The following is a 15029-nucleotide window of genomic DNA, read 5'->3' as shown; positions in this document are numbered from 1 at the left end:
TCACTGAAACATCTCGACCAGATCAACCGAGCTGCGCTTGTTCAGGTCGGCCTTGTGATGTGTCAGGAACTCTTCTGCGGCCCGCTGCCCCGCTTCTTTCAGCCGTGAGAGGGTGAAGGGCGTCGGCACCAGTTTGGTGGCCACCGACAACTCGTTCATCAGCGCATCATCAGCCACCATGTGGATGAGAACGCGGCTTTTCTGCTCCGTCGAGAGCGTCCCGCGCTCCAGCAACCTCTGCACGAATTCGATCGCGCGTAGCTCGCGCAACAAGGAGGAGTTGAAGCTGATCTCGTTGATCCGGTTCTGGATTGCCTGCGCCGTGCGGGGCAATTCCGTTCGCTCGAGCGGGTTGATGTTGATGATCAGTATGTCATCGGGGAGCGAGGGGTTGAAGAGCGGGAAGAGCGCGGGGTTGCCGGTGTATCCGCCGTCCCAGAACGCCTCGGTCAGGCCGGTCTCGGCATCTTCCACCTCGACCGCCTGAAAAATCGTCGGCAAGCAGGCTGAGGCCAGAATGGCATTGGTGCTGATCTCGCTGTCCTTGAACACCCGCACCTTGCCGTTGCGGACCCGCGTCGCGCAGATGAAAAGACAAGGGCCCTTGCCGCTTTCCTCATGCACTGCGTCGAGATTGAATTGCTCCACGATGTCGCGCAGCGGGTTACGATAAAACGGCCCGTAGGCATAGGGCGACACGGCGCGCGACCAGGCATCGGCCGCCATCACGGGCCAGGAATACTCGAGCGCATGACTGAAATCGCCCAGTGAAAACGGCACCATCCAGGCCGGGATATGCAGATCCGGGCGCGCGCCGACCTCGGTCCAGAGCCAGTCGAGCCGGTCGCGCGCACCCTGCCGCCCGCCTTCAATCATCCCGGCCTTGAGCGCCGCGCCATTCAGCGTGCCCGCCGACGTGCCTGAAATCGCCGAGATATGGATGTCGTCCTCGCATAAAATCCGGTCGAGCACACCCCAGGTGAAGGCGCCATGTGCGCCGCCGCCCTGCAGAGCCAGGTTGATCTTCTTCACTGCCATGACGGGTCCCTTTCGCTGTGTTTGATCGCTTTAGAGTGCGGTCCAGCCGCCATCGACGCTGATCGTGGTCCCGGTGATCTGCGCCGCTGCATCGGAGCAGAGGAAGGTCGCCGTGCCCCCCATCTGCTCGACGGTTGCGAACTCTTTGGACGGTTGCCGTGTCAGCATCACGTTCTCGATCACCTCCTCGCGGCTCATATCGTATTCCTTCATCGTATCGGGGATCTGCTTCTCGACGATGGGGGTCAGGACATAGCCAGGGCAGATGGCGTTCGCTGTAATCGGTTCTTTTGCGGTCTCGAGCGCTGTGGTCTTGGTGAGCCCCACGATACCGTGCTTGGCGGCAATGTAAGCCGACTTGTAAGGCGATGCGGTCAGCCCGTGCGCTGAGGCAATATTGACCACCCTGCCCCAGCCCGCGTCCCGCATCATTGGCAGCGCCACCGCGGTTGCGTGAAAGGCCGAGCTGAGGTTGATCGCGATGATCGCATCCCACTTTTCCACTGGAAACTCGGGGATCCCGGCGACGTGCTGGATCCCTGCGTTGTTCACCAGGATGTCGCAGGCGCCCGCGTCCTCGACCAGGCGGCGGCACTGGTCGCCCTTCGACATGTCCGCCTGGATGTAGCGGGCCTTGGTTCCCGTCTTTTCCGATATCTCCTTCGCAATGGCGTGGTCTTCGTCGGTATCGGTGAATGAGTTCAACACCACATCTGCGCCGGCCTTGGCCAGCTCCCACGCGATGCCCAGGCCAATGCCCGAATTCGATCCGGTAATGACGGCCGTTTTGCCGGCCAGTGAAATCTCGAATGCCATGTGAAGATCCTTCCCAGTGACGCAAATTGCTGCATTGCACACATCATGCCTTGCTGCGACTGCAAAGGAAACGCCTTTCACCCCAAGGGTTGAGATTGCGCGCTGCGCCTACAACTCAGTGCTGAAATTCGCGAAGATCCGCTTGGGCAAAAAAAACGCCTGCACGAGGCAGGCGTTAAGTTATTGAGGCAGGTTTCATACAGGCAAGAAACCTATCGAGCAGTGACTTGTTTATAAGCAATCTCGCGCCGCAGGCCAAGCTAAAAGTTTGATAAGACGTAAATACCTCAGTAGTCTTAGCTCCAACAAAACAAGGGCAGCAGGAGATTGTCTCCGAAATGGGTATTGTTTTTTTCCGCCCGCTTTCGCGGTTTCTGGCGGTTCCGCTAGCGATTCTCTGGTCGCACGGCGCGGTTGCGGAGCCGACGCATGGGATATCTATGTATGGCACCCCGGCACTTCCACCCGATTTTGTGTCTCTGCCTTATGTGAACCCCAATGCGCCGAAGGGCGGCAGCATCACGCTGGGCAACTCGGGCGGGTTTGACAGCCTCAATCCTTTCATCCGCAAGGGCACTGTACCGTGGCAGTTGCGGTTTCTAACCCATGAGAGCTTGATGGGCCGCTCGTGGGACGAACCCTTCACGCTCTATGGCCTTCTGGCCGAATCGGTGGAGGTGCCGGAGGACCGATCCTGGGTCGCCTTTACGCTCCGCGAGGAGGCGCGCTTTTCCGATGGCACGCCAGTGACGGTTGACGATGTCATCTTCAGCTATGAGCTTCTGGGCACCGAAGGGCACCCCCGCTATCTCGGTCTGGCGCAGCAGATCGACAGCATCACCCAGACCGGACCACGTTCGCTGCGGATCGATTTCAACACCGACAATCGCGAATTGGCGCTGCTGGCCGGTATGCGTCCGATCCTAAGTCGCGCGCAGTGGGAGGGTCGTGATTTTGCAAACGCTGGTTTGGCCGATGTCCCTCTGGGTACCGGCCCTTACGTGGTGTCGGGCTATGAAGCGGGGCGCTTCGTCCAGCTGACCCGCAATCCGGAGTATTGGGGCGCCGATCTGCCCTTTCGCCGCGGCACCTTCAACTTCGACGAGGTGAAGCTGGATTTCTATGGCGACACCTCCGTGCTTTTCGAGGCCTTCAAGGCGGGCGACATCTCGGCGCTGCGCGAGTTCAACGCCGAGAAGTGGCAGACGCAATATGATTTCCCCGCGGTGGCGCGGGGTGATGTGGTGAAATCTGAATTGCCGCATCAAAAGCCGTCGGGCATGACCGGCTTCGTCATGAACACGCGCAAGCCGCCCTTTGACGATTGGCGCGTCCGCGAGGCGATGATCCAGGCGTTCAACTTCGAATACATCAACGATACGCTGACCGGCGGCGCGCAGCCGCGCATCACCTCGTATTTCTCGAATTCCAGCCTCGCGATGCAGCCCGGGCCCGCAAACGAACAGGTCACAGCCCTGCTGGCCCCCTACGCGGACGACCTGCCGCCGGACACGCTAGAAGGCTATGCCCTGCCCGTGACCGATGGATCGCTGCGCAACCGCAAGGGCATCCGCGCGGCGATGAAGCTGCTTGAGGAGGCAGGATGGGCGCCGCAAGACGGTGTGATGCGCAATGCCGACGGCGCGCCGCTGCGGTTCACCATCCTGCTGGAGCAGAACAGCACCGAGGAGCTGGCCATCGCCGATCTCTACCTGGGCGCTTTGAAGCGCCTTGGCATTGATGTGCGTGTCGAGACGACCGACAGCGCGCAATACACCGAGCGCGAGACCGCATTTGATTTCGATATGACCGCCTTTCGCCGGGCCGTGTCGCTTTCGCCAGGCAATGAACAGCGGTTCTACTGGGGGTCGGAGGCCGCCGATCAACCGGGTTCACGCAACCTGATGGGCGTTCAGTCGGCCTCAGTCGACGGGATGATCGACGCGATGTTGTCGGCCAAAAGCGAAGATGACTTCTCTGCTGCGGTACGCGCGCTCGACCGGGTGCTGACCGCCGGGCGCTATGTGATCCCGTTCTGGCAATTCACCAATGGGCGCATCGCGCACGTCAAGGAGATGAAGTTCCCTGACACCTTGCCGATCTATGGCGACGGGCCGGAATACATGCCGCAGGTCTGGTGGTACGAGCCCTCGTGACGCGCGTCAGACCAGGGAGGTGACCCAGAGGATGTTGGCGTCTTCCTCGCTGACCGACACCACGTTGTGGCCCATGGTCGCGTCGTAATAAGCACTGTCGCCCCGGCGCATCTCGACTGGCTCGTAGAACTCTGTGTAGAGCCGGATCACGCCGGTCAGCACATAGAGGAATTCTTCGCCGTCATGGCGCACCCATCCATCGAATTCTTCCATCTTCCGGGCGCGCACCCTGGCACGATAGGGCAGCATCTGCTTCTTGGTCAGGGTTTCGGCGAGCAACTCGTGCTCATAGGTCACCGTAGCCTGGGCCGTGCCCTGCCCTGACTTGGTGACGGCCATGCGCCCGTTCACCTGACCCGCGCGCGGTGGTGTAAAGAGTTGTGGGACCGAAATCTCGAGTCCCACCGCCAGCTTCTTGAGCGCGTCATAGGTGGGCGACATCTGCCCGTTCTCGATCTTGCTCAGCGTCGAGCGGGCGAGCCCGGCTTGGCTGGCGGCCTGTTCCAGAGTCCAGTCGCGCGCCTTGCGCAGCTCGCGCACGCGTTGGCCGAGGTCAACCGGGGCGCCCGCTTCGGAGCTGCCGCTCTCGCGCGCGATCTTGATCAGGGTCTTGGGGTCTGCACTGGTCATTGCAAAGCTATAAGCCCAAGCGCGCAGGCTTGCAACGCGCCGGGCCGCGGGCTAGCACCCGCGCATGATCTCCGTTTTCGATGAAGGGCCGCCTGATCCCTGCCCCGCACCCTTCAACATGGCCGCCTATGTGCTAGCCGCCGGGCGGCGTACGCCGGACAAGGACGCGCTTCTGGTCGTGGGCGAAAACGGCGCCGAGCAGTGGACCTATGACGCGCTTGAACGGGCTGTGCGCGGGACGGGAACGGGGTTGCTTTCGCAGGGTCTGAAACCCGGCGACAAGGTGGTGATGCGCCTCGGCAATACGGTTGACTTTCCTCTGGCCTATCTTGGCGCGCTTGCGGTTGACCTGGTGCCCGTGCCGACGTCAGCGGCTCTGACCGAACGCGAGACTGCGCAGATCCTGCAGGACATCGCTCCGCAGGCCGTGTTGCGCGACCCGGCGGTGGCCACGGCGCCGCACGACCAGACCATCGATGTCCAGACATTGCGTGGATTTCGGGACCTGCCGCAAGCGGCCTATGACATGGGAGACCCGAACCGCCTTGGCTATATCATTTTCACGTCCGGCACGTCGGGTGGGCCGCGTGCTGTGGCTCATGCCCACCGCGCGATCTGGGCCCGACGCATGATGTTTGAAGGCTGGTACGGGCTGCGGCCCGATGACCGCGTCCTGCATGCGGGTGCCTTCAACTGGACCTATACGCTCGGGACCGGGTTGATGGACCCGTGGACCATTGGCGCGACCGCCTTGATCCCAACGCCGGGTACGTCAGCAGAAGACTTGCCCAAACGCCTGGCAGCACACGATGCAACGATCTTTGCCGCGTCTCCCGGTGTCTACCGGCAGGTGTTGAAGTCGGAGCCGACACACCCCTGCCCCGCGCTGCGGCACGGGCTGAGTGCAGGAGAGAAGCTCTCAACTCATCTCGCTGAGCGCTGGCGGGCAGCAACTGGAACAGAGGTTTTCGAGGCCTTTGGCATGTCAGAGTGTTCCACTTTCATCTCCGGCGCGCCAGATCGCCTTGCTGCGCATGGCACAATAGGTCGACCGCAGCGAGGGCGCCGCATCGCGCTGCTCGGGCCGGATGGGCCGGTGCCTATTGGCACGGAGGGCACAATCGCGGTGCACAGGTCCGATCCGGGGTTGATGCTGGGCTATCTGAACGCCGAGGCTGAAACCGCCGCGCGGATGCAGGGCGACTGGTTTCTGACGGGCGATCAGGCGACGATGGATGCCGAGGGGCAGATCACCTATCTCGGTCGCAACGATGACATGATGAATGCGGGTGGTGTCCGTGTCTCACCCATTGAGGTCGAATCCGTGCTTGCCCAGGCGCCCGGGATTGCCGGTGTCGCTGTGACCGATGTGCCGCTGAAGGAGGATGTCCGCGTGATCGCGGCCTTCTACACCGGGCCTGCTGCACTGGACGACGCCGCGTTGCGCTCATATGTGAAGGACAAGCTGGCGCGCTACAAACAGCCGCGCCTTTACGTTCATCTGCCCGAGCTGCCCGTCGGCGCCAATGGCAAAATTCTGCGGCGCGTGCTGCAAGCGAGGTTCGAAGGACAGGTATGACTGACGCAATCAAGCTGGATATCATGTCCGATCCGATTTGCCCTTGGTGCTACATCGGCAAGACCCACCTCGACAAAGCGCTGGCCGAGCACCCGGGCCACCCCTTCCAGATCGAATGGCATCCGTTTCAACTGAACCCCGAGATGCCGCGCGACGGCATGGACCGACGCGCGTATCTGGAAGGAAAGTTTGGCGGTAAGGAGGGCGCTGTGCGGGCCTACGCGCCGGTTGTCGAACATGCCGAGGCGGCGGGTCTCAAGATCGATTTCGAAGGCATGCAGCGCACGCCGAACACCCTCGACGCGCATCGGCTGATCCATTGGGCGGGCATTGAAGGGCGCCAGACCGCTGCGGTGGCAGCGCTCTTTGAGGCGTATTTTGTCGAGGCGCGCGACATTGGCGATCACGATGTGCTGGCGGACATCGCTGACGGTATTGAGATGGATGCAGCGGTCGTGCGTAAACTCTTGAAATCTGACGCAGATACGGATGATATCCGGGCGCGGGACGCCCATTCGCGCAGCATGGGCGTGACCTCCGTTCCGACCTTCATCGTTGCGGGCCAACACGCTGTTCCCGGGGCGCAACCGCCTGAACTTTGGGCAAAAGTGATCAGCGAATTGACGGCGAACCGGTCTGCAGCCGCGCACTCCTAAATGTGTGAATTTGTGACGTTGTCCGCGGTACAACTGTGGGTTACACCAGCATAGACCGCGGCGTGCCCCAGTTGGAGCTGCGGGTGGGGAGTATATCGCGTGTCGCAATCAGCATCGCAGCCTGTCATGGGGCGAGTTGAGTTTATTGCACTGATGGCAATGATGTTTGCCACCATCGCCTTTTCCATTGACGCGATGCTGCCCGCGCTGCCCGATATCGCGCGCGAATTGACCCCAAACGAGCCCACGCGAGCGCCGCTGATCATGACTGCCTTTGTGCTTGGCATGGGGCTCGGCACATTCTTCACCGGCCCGCTGTCGGACGCATTGGGACGACGGACCGTGATGATCTGCGGAGCCGCGCTTTACATCACAGCCTCCGGCATCGCCTGGGCCAGTTCCTCTTTCGAAGTGGTCATCGCCGCGCGGATCTTGCAGGGCATTGGCGCAGCGGGCCCACGCGTGGTCTCCATCGCCGTGATCCGTGATCTCTACTCTGGTCGCGAGATGGCCAAGATCGTCTCGATTGTCATGATGATCTTCACGCTGGTACCGGGTGTCGCGCCAACGCTTGGCTACGTGATTATCTCGACTGGCGGTTGGCGCGGCATCTTTGCGGCCTTCATTGTCTTTTCGCTCATCTCCGTCCTCTGGCTCGGGCTGCGCCTGCCAGAAACGCTTGCAAAGGAAAACCGGCGCCCGCTGCGGCCCCGGCTGATGATGAACGCGGTCGGTGAGATGTTTGCACATCCCATCGTGCGGCTGTCGATCATCGTGCAAACGCTCTGCATGTCGATCCTGTTCACAGTCCTCATGATGATCCAGCCGGTCTACGAGCAGATCTATGACAAGCTGGATACCTTCCACTTCTGGTTCGGAGGCATTGCGCTGGTCTCAGCCATTGCCAGCTTTCTGAACGCGATGCTGGTCGTCAGGTTGGGCATGCGGCGGCTGATCACGATGGCGCTGGCGGTGCAGATCGTGCTGTCGCTCACCGTTCTCATCCACAATGGCACAGACGGGATGACCACCTTTGCCATTTTCGCAGTCTGGCAGGCGTATGTGTTTTTCCAGGCCGGCCTGACCATCGGGAATCTCAACGCCATCGCGATGGAACCGATGGGCCATATCGCCGGTATGGCGGCAAGCGTGATCGGTGCGGTTTCCACCGTTCTGGCCGCTGCAATTGCTTCACCCATCGGCCTGCTCTTTGACGGGACGATCCGGCCTTTGGTGGGCGCGGTCTTCGTGATGGCGTTCCTCGCCTTCATCGTCATGCGCTACATGGGGCGCGTTGAGGCGCGCCTGCCCGCGGAGTGATCAGCCCGCCTTGGCGCGCTTGGCCTTCTTAGCGGCAACCACCTTCTCGGCCAGATCGCGGGCAATGGCAAAGGCGCCCTTGATCTTGTCATTGTCGGCTTTCCAGTCGCGGCGCACGACGATCTTGTTGTCCTTCACCTTCGCAAGCCCCCGCTGATCCTGGATGAACTCCACCAAGCCCTGCGGCGAGGCGAATTTGTCATTGTGGAACTGGATGGTTGCACCTTTCGGCCCACCGTCAAGCTTGGCGATCCCAGCCTTCTTGCACATCGCCTTGATGCGGACGACCAGCATAAGGGTGTTTACCTCCTTCGGCAGCTTGCCGAACCTGTCGATCAGCTCTGCGGCGAAGCCTTCAAGCTCCACTTTGGTGGTCAAACTGCTCAGCCGACGATAGAGCCCAAGCCGCACATCCAGATCAGGCACATAGTCTTCGGGGATCAGCACCGGCACCCCGAGGTTGATCTGCGGCGCCCATTGGTCGTCTGCCTCGCTGAGCCCTTCCATTTCTCCTGCGCGGATCTTGGCAATCGCCTCTTCGAGCATCGATTGGTAGAGCTCAAACCCCACATCGCGCATCTGGCCCGACTGCTCTTCGCCCAGCAGGTTGCCTGCGCCCCGAATGTCGAGGTCCTGGCTCGCCAGCGTGAACCCCGCGCCCAATGTGTCGAGACTGGAGAGCACGCGCAGGCGCTTTTCCGCGGTGTCGGTCAGCTTGGCGCGCGGTTTGGTAGTCAGATAGGCGTAAGCGCGCGTCTTGGAGCGCCCCACCCGCCCCCGGATTTGGTAGAGCTGCGCAAGCCCGAACATATCCGCCCGGTGCACGACCATCGTATTCGCCGTCGGGATATCGAGCCCGGATTCAACAATCGTAGTGGCCAGGAGCACGTCATACTTGCCATCATAGAAGGCGTTCATCCGGTCATCGAGCTCGCCCGCGGCCATTTGCCCATGGGCCACCACATAGGTGATCTCCGGTAATTGGTCTTTCAGGAACTCTTCGATCTCTGGCAGATCGGAGATGCGCGGCACCACGTAGAAGGATTGCCCACCGCGATAGTGTTCGCGCAGAAGGGCCTCGCGCAGCGTCACCGTGTCGAACTCGCTCACATATGTACGGATCGCCAAACGGTCGACGGGTGGCGTACCGATAATGCTGAGATCGCGCACGCCGGTGAGGCTCAGCTGCAGCGTGCGGGGGATGGGTGTGGCCGTCAGGGTCAGTACGTGAATGTCGCTGCGCAGCTGCTTCAGCCGCTCTTTGTGTGTCACGCCAAAATGCTGCTCTTCGTCGATCACCAGTAACCCGAGGTTCTGGAAGCGAATGCCCTTCGCCAACAGCGCGTGCGTGCCGATAACGATGTCCACCGTGCCGCGCGCCATACCCTCGCGGGTGGCGTTAGCCTCCTTGGTCGATACAAACCGGCTCAGTTGGCGCACGTTGATCGGAAAGCCACGGAACCGCTCGGCAAAGCTCTTGTAGTGCTGGCGCGCCAACAATGTCGTCGGCGCGATCACGGCGACCTGCACGCCGGACATGGCTGCCACAAAGGCCGCGCGCATCGCCACTTCGGTTTTGCCAAAGCCCACGTCGCCGCAGACCAGCCTGTCCATCGGGTTGCCCGAGGTCAGATCGCCGATGACATCCTCAATCGCGCGCAGTTGGTCGTCCGTTTCCTGATAGGGAAACCGTGCGGCGAAAGCGTCCCACATGCCGGGTGGCGGCTCCAACACCGGCGCTTTGCGGAGCGCGCGTTCGGCGGCCACGCGGATGAGCTTGTCGGCCATCTCGCGGATGCGCTCTTTGAGCCGCGCCTTCTTGGCCTGCCAGGCACCGCCGCCCAAACGGTCGAGCAGCCCCTCTTCATGGCCGTATTTTGACAGCAGTTCGATGTTCTCAACCGGCAGATACAGCTTGGACCCTTCCGCGTATTCCAGAAGGATGCACTCATGGGCGGCCCCTGCGGCCGTCACCACTTCAAGCCCCTTGTAGCGTCCGATGCCGTGATCCACATGCACGATCAGATCGCCGGGACTAAGCGATTGCGTTTCAGTCAGGAAATTCTCGGCGCGGCGCTTGCGCTTCGGACGTCGGATCAGCCGGTCGCCCAACACATCCTGTTCCGAGACGACCGTCAGGCCAGGAGCCTCGAAGCCGTGTTCGAGCGCCCAGACCGCAAGGTGCAGGCCGCGTTTGCCGATGCGTGTCGCATCCGGGACCGGAATGGCCTCAGCCAAGCCCTCGTCCTCGATCAGACCGGTCAGGCGTTCGCGTGCGCCTTCGGAATAGCTGGCAATAAGGACGGGCCCATCTGCGAGTTTTACCTTCACATGTTCTGCCAAAGCCCCGAAAAGGCTGAGTGATTCCTGTTGGCGCTCGGGCGCGAAATTGCGCCCGATGCGCGCGCCTGCGTCGATGACAGAGGGGCCTGTGGGCTGTGGCAGAGCGGCCAGCTGCAAGACCCGGCGCCCGGCAACACCAGCATTCCAGGCGTCATCGTCCAGATAGAGCGCCTCAGGCGCACTGGGCTTGTAGACGCTGTCCATCTTCGAGCGGCTGGCCATGGCAAGGCGGCGCGTTTCGTATTGATCAGCGATGCTCTCCCACCGCGCCAGCCTGGCCGGCGTGACCTGGTCGTCTAGCGTGACGATGGCACCCGGCAGATAATCAAACAGCGTCTCGAGGTGCTCGTGAAAGAACGGTAGCCAATGCTCGGCTCCCTGATGCTTGCGCCCGGCGCTGACAGCCTCATAGAGCGGATCGTCCGTACCTGCGGCGCCAAATTCGATCCGATAGGTCTGGCGGAACCGGCGGATCGCGGCCTCATCGAGAATGACCTCCGAGACGGGCGCAAGCTCAACCAGATCGAGCTTTTCGGTGGTCCGCTGCGTGGCGGCGTCAAAGCGCCGCGCGCCGTCCAGAACATCACCGAAAAAGTCGAGCCGGATCGGCCCCAGATCACCCGGTGGGAAAATGTCGATGATCCCGCCGCGAATGGCATAGTCGCCCGGTTCCGTGACCGTCGGGCTTTGTGCAAAGCCCATGCGCACGAGGAAGTTGCGCAGAGCTGCTTCGTCGACGCGGTCGCCCACCCGCGCGGAAAAGGCAGCTTCCGTCAAGGTGGACCGCGCCGGAATGCGCTGTGTCGCGGCGTTCAGCGTGGTCAGCAGGATGAACTTGCGCGGCATCCCATGCACCAGCCCTGCCAGCGTCGCCATGCGCTGCGCCGAGATATCGGCGTTGGGAGACACGCGGTCGTAAGGCAGACAGTCCCAGCCGGGAAAGGTGATCACAGGCATTTCCGGCGCGAAAAACCGCAGCGCAGCCCGCAGGGCCGCCAGCCGTTTGTCATCCCGCGCCACATGCAGGATCGGCGCCTCCTGCGCGTCCAGTTCCTTCAGCAGCACGCGGGCGTCGTACCCCTCGGGCACGCCGGAGACAGTGATATGGGACGGATCGGCCATGGGCTGCTTCAATTGGGCCTTACGCGGCGGCTGTCAACCGGCCAGCGGCCCGATGGTGAAGTTTTGGTACATACCCCACAGGGCGGTCACGAAAATCGAGATCATGCCCGTGATCTGCACATAGAGGCGATGACGGCTCAGCCGCCGTTGCAGCATCTCGCCCGTCGCCGCCTCCTGGTGGATCAGACGGGCCGTCGAAAGCGACAGCAGCCCGACAATGGACATCGGCAACCCGAGCAGAAACAACGCCTGGGCTATCTCGACGCGATAGAAAAAGCCCAGAACTCCCAGTGCCGTCAGAAAGAAGCATCCAATGCCCAAAAGCCAGAGTCCCGAGACATTGGCGATGAACAACAACCGGTTGGTGTTGATCCGCACCATGTCTTCAAGGTCCTGCTCGGCCTGTCCGCCATGTCGCCGCGCGCGCAGCACCATGTCATAAGGCACACCCAGCACCCAGTGGCTCGCCGTTGACCACAAGACGGCCAATGCGATCCAGAACCACAGGTTCGAAAACGACCGCATGTCGATGAGTTCAAAGACGTTCTGGTAGAAATCCAAGGGGGCTGGCTTTTGTTGCTTGTTTTGATCCTCTTAGCGAGGCTTGCCGGCAATTCCTACCCTTGGCTTGATTAAAAATTAGTGGCACTGAAGGGGTGTCACAGAAACTGGACAGATCTCATGCGCCCCACTCAAAGCCCGTTTCCGTCCACCCGCCTGCGTCGGGCCAGGCAAAGCCCTGCAATCCGGGCGTTGACCCGGCAAAACAGCCTGAGCGTGGATGACTTCATCTGGCCGGTCTTCGTGCGTGCGGGGGAAGGCATTGAAGAGCCGATCCCGTCCATGCCCGGTGTCTACCGCCGCTCGGTCGACAAGATTGTCGGCGCCGCACGTGAAGCCGCAGACCTTGGCATTCCGGCCATCTGCATCTTCCCCTACACCGGCATCGAGGAGCGGACCGAAGACTGTTCAGGCGCCTGGGACCCCGAGAACCATGCGAACCGGGCGATCCGGGCGATCAAGAAGGCCGTCCCGGAAATTGCCGTGATGACAGACGTGGCACTCGACACCTACAACATCAATGGCCACGACGGGTTTGTCGAAGACGGCGAGATCGTGAATGACCGCACGGTCGAAGCGCTGGTCAAAATGACGCTGGCACAGGCTGATGCGGGCGCTGATATCATTGGGCCGTCGGACATGATGGATGGGCGCATCGGGGCGATGCGCAGCGCCTTGGAGGCGGCAGGCCATCAGAACGTGATGATCTTGAGTTACTCTGCCAAGTATGCCTCGGCCTTTTACGGCCCGTTCCGCGATGCGGTCGGCGCGTCGGGCGCATTGACCGGCGACAAGAAGACCTACCAGATGGATCCCGGCAACTCTGATGAAGCGCTGCGCCTGATCGAGCGGGATCTGAGCGAAGGGGCTGACATGGTGATGGTCAAGCCCGGCCTGCCCTATCTCGACATCTGTCGCCGTGTGAAGGACGCCTTTGGTGCGCCCACTTATGCCTATCAGGTTTCGGGGGAGTTCAGCATGATCCAGGCCGCTGCGGAACATGGTTGGATCGATGGCGAAAAGGTCATGATGGAAAGCCTCATGGCGTTCAAACGCGCGGGCTGTGACGGCATCCTGACGTACTTTGCGCCCGCTGCCGCGCGGGTGCTGAACGCACAGCGATAAGCCGCGCAGTCACGGAGCTTTTGAGTGACAGCGCGCGCTGATCGGCGTATGTTCGCGCATAAGTCGGGCAAACCGGCACATGAGCAACAGAGTACAGGCGGATAAGATGAAAAATTCCAGAGTTTCTCGCAGGGGGTTCACCCTTGGCGCGCTTGCAGGTGTCACCGTGACCGCGGCCTGCGGCAATGGCATCGGATCGCGGGGTGCTGCGAATATCGATGCGCGGGTCGATGCGACACTTGAAGAGATGTATAGGCGCTATCCCAACACAGTGAACCTTGGTGACAAATCCAGCGGAATCCTGGTGATGCCGTTGATCACCGAAGCCGGGTTCGGGTTTGGTGGCGCCTATGGGCGCGGTGCGCTGCGGGTCAACGACGCGACCGTGGACTACTATTCGAGCACGCAGTTGTCTGGCGGTTTGCAGATCGGCGCCCAGCAGTACACTCACGTGCTGTTCTTCCTGACGGATGAGGCCTTGACCAACTTCCGCCGCTCGCCCGGATGGGCCGTGGGCGGCGATGTGGAGTACGTGATCTCGGATCAGGGGGACGGCGTGAAAGCCGATACGACAACGGCGCTCTCTCCGGTTCAGGCCGCTGTGTTCGGGCGGGCCGGGCTGTTGATCGGCGCCACCTTGCAGGGCACGAAGTACAATCGCATCATTCCTTGAGCCAAGAAGCCCCGCTGCGATGCGGGGCTTTCCGTTCGGTGCAGCTCAGAGCGCTTGCAGGCGCTTAAAGAGGCTCGAGGTGTCCCAGCGCCCGCCGCCCATCTTTTGCACGTCCTTATAGAACTGATCGACCAGTGCGGTCACCGGCAGGCTGGCGCCGGTTTCATTTGCAGTTGAGAGACAAATCCCCAGGTCCTTGCGCATCCAGTCGGTGGCGAACCCGTGATCGAAGTGATCTTCCAACATCGTCTCGTAGCGGTTGCTCATTTGCCAGCTGCCTGCAGCGCCCTGGCTGATGACTTCAACAACCGCGCGCCCGTCGAGGCCAGCCTTGTCGGCAAAGTGCAGCGCTTCGCTGAGCCCCTGCACCAGTCCGGCAATCGCGATCTGGTTGCACATTTTGGTCATCTGGCCCGCGCCACTTTCGCCAATACGGCGGCAGATCTTGGAATAGACCTCCATCACCGGCAGCGCACGGTCATATGCGCCTTCGTCGCCGCCGCACATGATCGAGAGCGCCGCATTCTCGGCCCCCGCCTGCCCGCCTGAAATCGGCGCATCCACAAAGCTCACCTGTTTTTCATTGGCCGCGGCATAGAGCTCGCGCGTCACAGCAGCGGAGACGGTTGTGTGATCAACAAAGACCGCACCGGACACCATCCCGGCAAAGGCACCATCGGGGCCAAGGCAAACCGATCGCAGATCGTCGTCATTGCCAACACAGGCCATGACGAAATCTGCACCCTTGGAGGCCTCGCGCGGGGTGGTCGCCATCGCGCCGCCATTGTTGCTGACCCAATCCTCCGCCTTGGCCGCCGTGCGATTGTAGACAGTCACATCATGGCCCGCTTTCTGCAGATGTCCGGCCATCGGGCCTCCCATGACGCCCAACCCCAAAAATGCCAGCTTGGCCATATGATTGTCCTTCTCTTTTTCCGTGTTGCTTTACGTTGCCCTCCTACCTAACAGTCAGGGCGCAGGGGTCAACAAAGCGGCGCGGCATAAGCGAG

The 15029-nt window shown here is 61.6% G+C and carries 12 protein-coding genes; 6 read left to right on the top strand and 6 right to left on the bottom strand.

Features of this window, described 5'->3' with window-relative positions:
* Together ACVC7O_RS11150 and ACVC7O_RS11145 are read right to left on the bottom strand one after the other, a co-directional pair.
* Entirely contained in the window at positions 1-1038 is a 1038-nt protein-coding gene (locus ACVC7O_RS11150) for a patatin-like phospholipase family protein (RefSeq protein WP_458322207.1), read from the bottom strand.
* Between the two features lie 30 nt (positions 1039-1068).
* Positions 1069-1854 carry a 3-hydroxybutyrate dehydrogenase gene (locus tag ACVC7O_RS11145; RefSeq protein WP_458322206.1) on the bottom strand — a complete coding sequence of 262 codons (786 nt, stop codon included), beginning with the start codon at positions 1852-1854 and terminating at the stop codon, positions 1069-1071.
* A 440-nt stretch (positions 1855-2294) separates the two neighbouring features.
* On the opposite strand from ACVC7O_RS11145, the gene ACVC7O_RS11140 reads away from it, so the two are divergent.
* Entirely contained in the window at positions 2295-4010 is a 1716-nt protein-coding gene (locus ACVC7O_RS11140) for an extracellular solute-binding protein (RefSeq protein ID WP_458322205.1), read from the top strand.
* Between the two features lie 6 nt (positions 4011-4016).
* Here ACVC7O_RS11140 and ACVC7O_RS11135 read toward each other — a convergent pair whose 3' ends face one another.
* A complete protein-coding gene (locus ACVC7O_RS11135; protein WP_458322204.1) occupies positions 4017-4640 on the bottom strand; it encodes a helix-turn-helix domain-containing protein in 624 nt (207 codons plus the stop codon).
* Positions 4641-4704: 64 nt separating this feature from the next.
* Here ACVC7O_RS11135 and ACVC7O_RS11130 point away from each other — a divergent pair, with 64 nt between their 5' ends.
* The 3 genes from ACVC7O_RS11130 to ACVC7O_RS11120 all read left to right on the top strand — a co-directional run bounded on the left by ACVC7O_RS11130 (position 4705) and on the right by ACVC7O_RS11120 (position 8195).
* Entirely contained in the window at positions 4705-6219 is a 1515-nt protein-coding gene (locus ACVC7O_RS11130; RefSeq protein WP_458322203.1) for a class I adenylate-forming enzyme family protein, read from the top strand.
* The gene (locus ACVC7O_RS11125) at positions 6216-6875 is read left to right on the top strand and encodes a DsbA family oxidoreductase (protein WP_458322202.1); all 660 of its coding nucleotides are present in this window, start codon (positions 6216-6218) and stop codon (positions 6873-6875) included. The genes ACVC7O_RS11130 and ACVC7O_RS11125 overlap by 4 nt, the downstream gene beginning before the upstream one ends.
* A gap of 159 nt (positions 6876-7034) precedes the next feature.
* Positions 7035-8195, top strand: a complete 1161-nt coding sequence (locus ACVC7O_RS11120; protein ID WP_458326080.1) for a multidrug effflux MFS transporter — start codon at positions 7035-7037, stop codon at positions 8193-8195.
* Here the strand turns inward: ACVC7O_RS11120 and mfd are convergent, their stop codons facing one another.
* Entirely contained in the window at positions 8196-11660 is a 3465-nt protein-coding gene (gene mfd, locus ACVC7O_RS11115; RefSeq protein ID WP_458322201.1) for a transcription-repair coupling factor, read from the bottom strand.
* Between the two features lie 33 nt (positions 11661-11693).
* Positions 11694-12221 (bottom strand): component of SufBCD complex, encoded by a 528-nt coding sequence (locus ACVC7O_RS11110; RefSeq protein WP_458322200.1) that lies wholly within the window; start codon positions 12219-12221, stop codon positions 11694-11696.
* Positions 12222-12341: 120 nt separating this feature from the next.
* On the opposite strand from ACVC7O_RS11110, the gene hemB reads away from it, so the two are divergent.
* Together hemB and ACVC7O_RS11100 are read left to right on the top strand one after the other, a co-directional pair.
* Entirely contained in the window at positions 12342-13346 is a 1005-nt protein-coding gene (hemB, locus tag ACVC7O_RS11105) for a porphobilinogen synthase (protein ID WP_458322199.1), read from the top strand.
* A 106-nt stretch (positions 13347-13452) separates the two neighbouring features.
* A complete protein-coding gene (locus tag ACVC7O_RS11100; RefSeq protein ID WP_458322198.1) occupies positions 13453-14019 on the top strand; it encodes a lipid-binding SYLF domain-containing protein in 567 nt (188 codons plus the stop codon).
* 45 nt (positions 14020-14064) lie between these two features.
* Here ACVC7O_RS11100 and ACVC7O_RS11095 read toward each other — a convergent pair whose 3' ends face one another.
* Positions 14065-14934, bottom strand: a complete 870-nt coding sequence (locus ACVC7O_RS11095; protein WP_458322197.1) for an NAD(P)-dependent oxidoreductase — start codon at positions 14932-14934, stop codon at positions 14065-14067.
* Between the last annotated feature and the right edge of the window lie 95 nt (positions 14935-15029).

This window comes from Roseobacter cerffii (assembly GCF_054226325.1).
This window is presented reverse-complemented; position numbering and strand designations above follow the sequence as displayed.